Annotated in this window: 6 protein-coding genes; all 6 read right to left on the minus strand. The window is 47.6% G+C overall.

What is annotated here, in order from left to right:
- The coding region (locus tag VN379_RS01095) for a CoA transferase (protein ID WP_325529933.1) at positions 1-1192 on the minus strand (1192 nt) is incomplete at its 3' end.
- Positions 1193-1211: 19 nt separating this feature from the next.
- Positions 1212-2354: an acyl-CoA dehydrogenase family protein gene (locus tag VN379_RS01100; protein ID WP_325529935.1), complete on the minus strand. Its 1143-nt coding sequence runs from the start codon at positions 2352-2354 to the stop codon at positions 1212-1214.
- A gap of 91 nt (positions 2355-2445) precedes the next feature.
- Positions 2446-3237, minus strand: coding sequence for an enoyl-CoA hydratase/isomerase family protein (locus VN379_RS01105; protein WP_325529937.1), 792 nt, complete (start codon positions 3235-3237; stop codon positions 2446-2448).
- Positions 3238-3393: 156 nt separating this feature from the next.
- A complete protein-coding gene (locus tag VN379_RS01110; RefSeq protein WP_325529938.1) occupies positions 3394-4362 on the minus strand; it encodes an NAD(P)H-dependent flavin oxidoreductase in 969 nt (322 codons plus the stop codon).
- 382 nt (positions 4363-4744) lie between these two features.
- Positions 4745-6016: an S-layer homology domain-containing protein gene (locus tag VN379_RS01115; protein ID WP_325529940.1), complete on the minus strand. Its 1272-nt coding sequence runs from the start codon at positions 6014-6016 to the stop codon at positions 4745-4747.
- 235 nt (positions 6017-6251) lie between these two features.
- The gene (locus tag VN379_RS01120; RefSeq protein ID WP_325529943.1) at positions 6252-7094 is read right to left on the minus strand and encodes a methyl-accepting chemotaxis protein; all 843 of its coding nucleotides are present in this window, start codon (positions 7092-7094) and stop codon (positions 6252-6254) included.
- Positions 7095-7375: the final 281 nt, after the last annotated feature.

The following is a 7375-nucleotide window of genomic DNA, read 5'->3' on the forward strand; positions in this document are numbered from 1 at the left end:
TGCTGGCAGTACTCCAGCGTTTTTTCAGTTCAGCAATTTCCTCTTTACCATAACCAAGATCCGCCAGGACTTCCTCCAAGTGCTGACCTAACGCCGGGGGCTTTTTCATAACCGCAGCTGTTTCTGAAAACTTAAAGGGGTTTCCTCTGGCCTTGATTGTGGGAGTTGACATTCCGTCAGGCAATTCCAGCTCCCAAATCATACCCCGGGCCTGCAATTGGCAATCAGTCAGCAGGTCATTGGTTGTATTTACTTTTGCGCACGGTATTCCCGCCTGGTCTATTAAAGCAAGCGGCTCATCGACATTCGGGAACGTCTTAAGCCAATTCTCCAGCTCAATAATAAGCTTTTTAATATTCTTGATCCTGTCCGCACCGGTACAATATAGCGGATCATCAGCAAGAGCCTCATTTCCTATTACCCGACAGAGCAACTTCCAGAATTTCTGATTAGGTGCACCGATAATAACACTGCCGCCTGTTCCCTGAAATAAGCCAAAGGGAGCCAATAAACTATGATGATTCCCTGTTCTGGCCGGTTTTCGGCCTAACCCGGCGTGCTCAATAAGCCCATTGAAAGAGACCATACAATCAAGCAGGGCTATGTCAACATGCTGGCCAATACCGGTACGCTGCCGGTGATAAAGGGCGGTGACTATAGCTCCATAGGCATTTATCCCGGCAACATAATCTGCCAGAACCAGGCCGGACCGGGTTGGCGGCCCATCCGGCTCTCCCGTTAAATCCATGGCTCCGCTCAGTGCTTGCGCAACAATATCATATCCCGGTTTGTGCCTGTAGGGCCCCGTCTGTCCGAAGGCCGAAACAGAGCACATGACAGCCGACGGATTTAGTTCTTTGACCTCGTTATAGCCTAAGCCGAATTTCTCCATAGTGCCGGGTTTAAAGCTTTCTACTATAAGGTCAGCCGCCGCTACCAGCTTCTTGGCAACTTCCCGCCCCTTAGGATCCTCCATATCCAGCACAATTGATTTTTTGCCACGATTAAACCAAAAAAACGGAACCCCCGTACCCTCCAAGGCCGGCGGAAAAGAGCGCATATCATCGCCCACCTGTGGCTTTTCTATCTTGACCACTTCAGCACCGAAATCAGCAAGCATAGCGGTAGCAAAAGGACCGGCAGCGTTGTTCGTAAAGTCCACAACTTTTAATCCTTCAAAAATATTCATCATAACCTCCTTGATATTAATGCTATAAGCCCAGTTCTTTGGCAATTATCACCAACTGTACCTCAGAAGTCCCGCCCAGCATTTTTAAAAACCGGCTGTCAACAAACTGTCTGGCAATAGGGTATTCTTCGCACAACCCATAGCCCCCAAACAATTGCACGCAGCGATCGGCAGTGCGGAAGGCCAGATCGCAGCAATAATACTTGGCCATAGCAACTTCTTTACTGATTTTTTGGCCTGCCAGATGCTGAACAACTAATTGATCCACAAAGCTTTTAGCAACCTCAATTTCCGTAGCCGCTTTTGCCAGTTCAAACTGCGTATTTTGAAACGAACTTAAGGTCTGATTGAACATTTTTCGCTCTTTTACGTAGGGGATTGTAAGAGCCAGACTATACTGCGCCTGGTTAACAGCGCATACGGCGGCCATAATTCTTTCCCACTGCAGCTTTTCCATCAAATAATAAAACCCTTTGTTCTCTTCACCCAGTAAGTTCGTTTGCGGTACTTTACAATCGGAAAAAAATAATTCAGCCGTATCCTGCGCATGCATGCCTATTTTTTGGACGCGATTCCGGCTAAAGCCTGGCGTATTGGTTTCTACTAACAGCAGGCTGATGCCCTTGTAAGGTTTTGCCTTCGGATCTGTCCGAACTGCAACTACAACAAGGTCTGCCAGCATGCCATTGGAAATCCATGCCTTATTGCCATTTACTATATAGTTATCGCCTTCTTTAACCGCGCTGGTCGCCAGACTGGCAAGATCCGACCCCGCCTGGGGTTCCGACATGGCTACAGCGAGAATTTTTTCTCCGGCAGCGCATGCCGGCAGCCATCGTTGTTTTAATTCCTCACTGCCGTGGGTATAGATATAGGGGGCAATAACATCGCCATGCAGCCTTGTATACAGACTGTTTAAGCCGCGGGCCTGCATTTCTTCGGCCTGGATTACCGAATACAGCAAGTCGCCGCCAACGCCGCCGTACTTTTCATCAAGCCAGATGCACAGATAACCCAGGTCGCCAAATTTTTTAAATACTTCCCGCGGCACGCCACCATCCTTTTCCCATTGCCCGTAATGGGAAACCACTTCCTGGTCTAAGAATTCACAAAATGCCGTACGAAATACCTCATGTTCATCAGTGAACGGTAAGATTCTCTCCATAAATAACAGCCTCCCACAGCCTTTAATAAATTAGCTTTCTTATTATGCTAGCTTTCATTATGCACCCGCTGACATTGACGGCCCAGCTTCTCTATTTGCCCCGGAATACAGGCGTCCTTTTTTCCAAGAAGGCATATACGCCTTCTTTGTGATCTGCCGTTGCCGCACATATGGCCTGGTATTCAGCCTCATTGCGAATTTCCGCTTCCAGGTCGTGAAAGGCTAACTGATTTATCATCGCCTTGATATAGCCGTAGGAAACAGTTGCACCGCCGGCTAATTTAGCAGCCAGACGCATGGTTGCCGCTTCCAGCTGGTCCAACGGCACCACCTCGTTAATCAGTCCCCAATCCAGAGCCTCGGCGGCAGAAAACATCCGCCCGGTCATAAGCAGCTCGGTCGTTCTGGCTACGCCAATGGACCGCAGCAGCGGCAGCGGTCCGCCCAGGTCAGGAATTAACCCAATATTGGCAAAAGAAAAAACTAATTTCGTCTCTTGCGCTACAACGCGGAAGTCGCAAGCCAAAGCAAGATTCAACCCACCGCCTGCCGCCGCTCCATGGATAGAAGCAATAACAGGTTTCCGGAGGTATCTGATCTTTACAGCTGCTTTTCCCAGCTTACCAACACCCTCTCCATAGGCTTTGGCATTTCCCGTATCAACTCTTTCTTTCATTGCATTGAGATTCCCGCCGGCACTAAAAGCTTTGCCGGCACCCCGTAATACGACTACCCGGATTTCAGGGTCAGTATTGCATTCATCCAGATATTTCTCCAATGCCTCGACCATCGGTACGGAAAGAATATTTCGATGTTCCGGGTCGTTCAGGATTACTACCCCTATGCCATTCTCTTTTTTGAGAATAACCTTCATGTCGTCCATCTACTTCACCTACCCTTTTTCACCTTTTTAATTGCTTGTTTATGCATGTTAACATATTCACATTAATTAAATAGGAATGACCGTTTTAAGCTACCGTGCTCAGCTAACGAGTCTCAGTGCCGGCGGCCATTCCCAAACTGTAAAACGAAAGTTATCTTAATCCTTCATAGCATCCAACCGCACCAACACCTGTTCTGCTTCCTTCATGACATCTTCAATAACCTGTTTTACCGGTTTGATTTCGTCAATTAAGCCCATAGCCTGTCCTGTTGCAAAGATACTTCCCTGCAGGTCGCCAGCCATCACGCAGGCTTTGCTTTTTTTGCCGGAGATTACCGTCAGGAGTTCTTGCAGAGTGGCACCCTGTTGCTCCATTTCCAGGCATCTTAACGCCGCTTCATTTTTCATGGCGCGTATCATGTTCTTGATTGAGCGTTGGATCAGAATAGTGTCATTTTCGCTGGCCTCAACCATCCACTGTTTAAAATTGGGGTGAATAATGCATTCCTGCGTAGCAACAAACCGCGTACCCATCACAATGCCTTCGCCGCCAAGTGCCAATGCCGCCACCAAACCTTTGCCGTCAGCTATACCGCCGCCGATTAAAACAGGTATCTTCACGGTCTTGGCTACCTTGTTGCCCAAAATCATGGTAGTAATATCATCCATGCCCGGATGGCCGGCACATTCAACACCAACAATGGTAACCATGTCAGCACCAGCTTCTTCAGCTTTCCTGGCATATTTCACAGCTGCGACTTTGTGGATCAGCTTTATACCGGCAGCCTTCAGCATGGGAACGAATTCCTTGGGATCCCGTCCTGCTGTTTCTACGACTGCAACGCCTTCCTCAACAATTACTTTGAAATATTCCTGAGTCAATTCTCCCGGCATCATGGTAGGCAGCATAGACACGTTGGCACAGAAGGGTTTACTGGTTAGCGATTTCATTTTCCGGATTGCATCCCGGAATTCAGGCATAGACGGGTAAATCGTGGCATTGATAGTCCCCAGGCCGCCGGCATTGGATACGGCAGAAGCCAGTTCCGGCGTTCCCAGATGTTGTAATCCTCCCTGCATAATCGGATACTTAATGTGTAAGAGCTCGGTAATTTTAGTTTTCAAGTTTATCCTCTCCGTTCTTCAGCGCCGCAGCGCAATTATTTGTTAGAAAACATCTCGCTGACGTATCCTTAGCCCTACGGAATCTACCCAGCACTCTTTAATGTACACAGCACCGTACTTCCGGCATTAATTAAAAGCAAGAAGTGTGCCATGTACGGCTGGCATCTTGCTTTTAATAGTGACAGAGCCGTGCAAACGCCAGTAAATAGAGAAATAAAGCACAATAAAAAATCTAATTTCTTAAATTGCATATGACCTTATCAATGACAAGCCATATCCAAAACCGTTAATCGATTCGATTTTTGTATTGCAAATTTTGTATACTATTCCGGCAGTATTTCACCGGAAAAACCGTGCATGGCAGCACGGTTTTTTCGTAAAACTAGAACAAAAAGTTAACTTGCATACGGGTTCTGGTGTCCCCGGTGCCATCGCCAGTGTAATAGTCAGTGCCGGTATCGGCTTTCTTCATGTCGAACTGATGGACAGCCTCCAAAGTGACATTCTTGCCCAGTGTGCGAGCGTATTGAACATCCCAGGATTTGATGTTGGAGGCAGCCGTATACGCGCTTGTGAAGGTAGCAACGTTAGCATTCTTTTCTAATTTATTATATTCGACAAAAGCCTGCCAACTGCCGGGAACGGTCGGCTTCATCGTGCCATACTGCAGGCGGTAAACGCTACCGGTCGGTTCGCTTCCGCCGGCAAGCTGAGCAGCATCAGCGGTATTCTTCCAATAATCGGCTACAATCTTCCAATTATCACCAAAACCATAGGTAAAACCAACGCCATACGTATTAATGAGTTCGGCGGCAGCTGAACCTTTGGTCTGGTTCTTCATGTAAAAGGCACTCATCTTGGCATTACCGGTAAATTTATAGGACATTTGGCCATAGTAGAGGTTACCGTAGGGGTTGTTGCCAGTGGTAAGGTCAGCCGCGGCATAATCAAACTGACTCCCGGGGTCGGCGTAACCGGCAAAGAACGCTGTCTTGCCTTGTTTCCAGGTAAGTTCGGCACCGTCAAAACCGCCAACCGTGCCGCTGTAGTAGGTAGTTTCACCAAGGCTCAGGCCATAGCGACCGGCTTTGAGATCAATGTTCGGGAATAGCTGTTTTACGTTCACGGTGGCGTCAGTGATGTAATTGGCGGTAGCGGCATTATAAGTGCCCATGGTGTTGTGGTTGAGCACCTGCCAGCGTGCATAAAAGTTGACCTTGTCGTTAACATCAATCTGAGTGGCCAAACGAAAGCGCTGGGAAAAGGCCGGATTGGTTGTGCTGGCGTCCTGGTGAATCCAGCGCAGGCGGACGTCGCCGCTAAACTTAACAGGTGAGGCATATTTTTCAAGTTTTGCGACGCGGACACCGAGGTTGTCCAGTTCGGCCGCAAACTCGCCAGCCAGTTTGTCAATAAGAGCCTTGTGTTCAGCGTCGACCTTGTCGGACTTGGTCATCGCATTAGCGACAATCAGGGCCATTTCGTAACGGGTCATGGTTTTGTCGCCGCGGAAGGTGTCGTCGCCATATCCATCAACAATGCCGGCTTTTGCCAGTTTGGTCACCGCGCCATAAGCCCAGTGCGAGGCGGGCACGTCGGCAAAGGTATTGGCCGGAGCGGCCAGTGCGGTGCCGGCGAGACCGAGTACAAACATAAGTGCAAGAAGAGTAGCAAGAGTTTTTTTCATGTGTTTTCCTCCTTAGGTTTTTGTATATTGATGAGCCTCAAGGAAAAGAAACTTGAGCATTATTGTTGCCTCAATATTTTCTAATCACAGAACTCGTATCCCACGCCTACATCCAAAGCCACTTCCGGGAGCTTAATGCGTACCTCCTTTCTTCCCAGTCGGCTTTCTTCGGCAAAAAGGAACCTTTTATGGCACCGTTAAATCATTCAACGTCTTTGTCAAGTTCGTCCGCCATTGCATCAAGCTGTTGCGTCAACCCGGCAACCTGCTGCGCGGCACCTGCCACATTAGTGATGGCCATGGTTATTTGCGATATTGTTTCATTTACCTGGAGCAATTGATCATAGTTGGCTTCGCTGTCTGCTTGAATAGCCCTGATTATATCTTCAATTTTCTTAATAGAATCGGTACTGCTGGCAGCCAATTTACGAATTTCCTCCGCTACCACGCCAAAACCACGGCCCGCATCGCCGACTCGGGCCGCTTCGATGGCAGCATTCAGCCCCAGCAGATTAGTTTGACTGGCGATACCTTTAATAAAGCCCAATACTTGGTCAGATTCCTTCGTGCGCATTTGCGAAGCCTTGGCAATATCAGTCAACTTGCTGCTAGCTGCGGCAATCTCCTCGGACTGAGCGGAAATCTCCTCAGTAGTGCTGGCCAGCACACTGACATTATCAGTCAAAGTGGCTGCCATTTTCCTCAATTTCTCCTGTTGTTCAACTGATGAGCAAACAACCGCCCCGCCCACTACGCCGCCCGCTGTGTCAAAAATCGGGTAGGCAATACCAATATACGGAAAGCCTGTTGTGGTTACTCTTCGAATAACTATTTGGTGTTTTTCCTCCATGGCGCGGACAATAGCTGTTCCTGCTTTGAGAGGCGTCCCCACTTCAATTTTCAGATCAAATCGCTTCCCGGGCTTATACAACAGATATTTTTCTCTGTCACTAACCCCCACAATCAAATCACTTGCCGACAGCTCATTTAAATAAGGCATTACATATAAGAAATGTTCTAATATCGTGTTTTTTTCTTCCCCCATGAGCTTCCCCTTTTAATAAAATTCCTATCTATCGCATTATAGATGCCGCAACTTAACAAATCTTTTATATCCTGTATTTTTCCATGTGTTCATTGTTTAATGGCTTGTTTACTATGCGCTTTTACTTTTATCCATTTGCTAATGTCCATTTATGAATTTTCCTCCTTTTATTAGGGACAAGACCCTTGATGCTTGTCCCTAATAAAAGCAAGAAACATGCCAAGTTTCTTTTTTAACGTCACCTAACATTAGGTTAAACGACCAAACCCGCAGATTTATTA

Source organism: Sporomusa sp., assembly GCF_035561255.1.
In the GTDB taxonomy this organism is placed as follows: domain Bacteria; phylum Bacillota; class Negativicutes; order Sporomusales; family Sporomusaceae; genus Sporomusa.

Coding starts and splice junctions, on each gene's coding strand:
- VN379_RS01105 (WP_325529937.1), bottom strand. CDS start 3,237: ATGGACGACATGAAGGTTATTCTCAAAAAAGAGAATGGCATAGGGGTA.
- VN379_RS01120 (WP_325529943.1), bottom strand. CDS start 7,094: ATGGGGGAAGAAAAAAACACGATATTAGAACATTTCTTATATGTAATG.
- VN379_RS01115 (WP_325529940.1), bottom strand. CDS start 6,016: ATGTTTGTACTCGGTCTCGCCGGCACCGCACTGGCCGCTCCGGCCAAT.
- VN379_RS01100 (WP_325529935.1), bottom strand. CDS start 2,354: ATGGAGAGAATCTTACCGTTCACTGATGAACATGAGGTATTTCGTACG.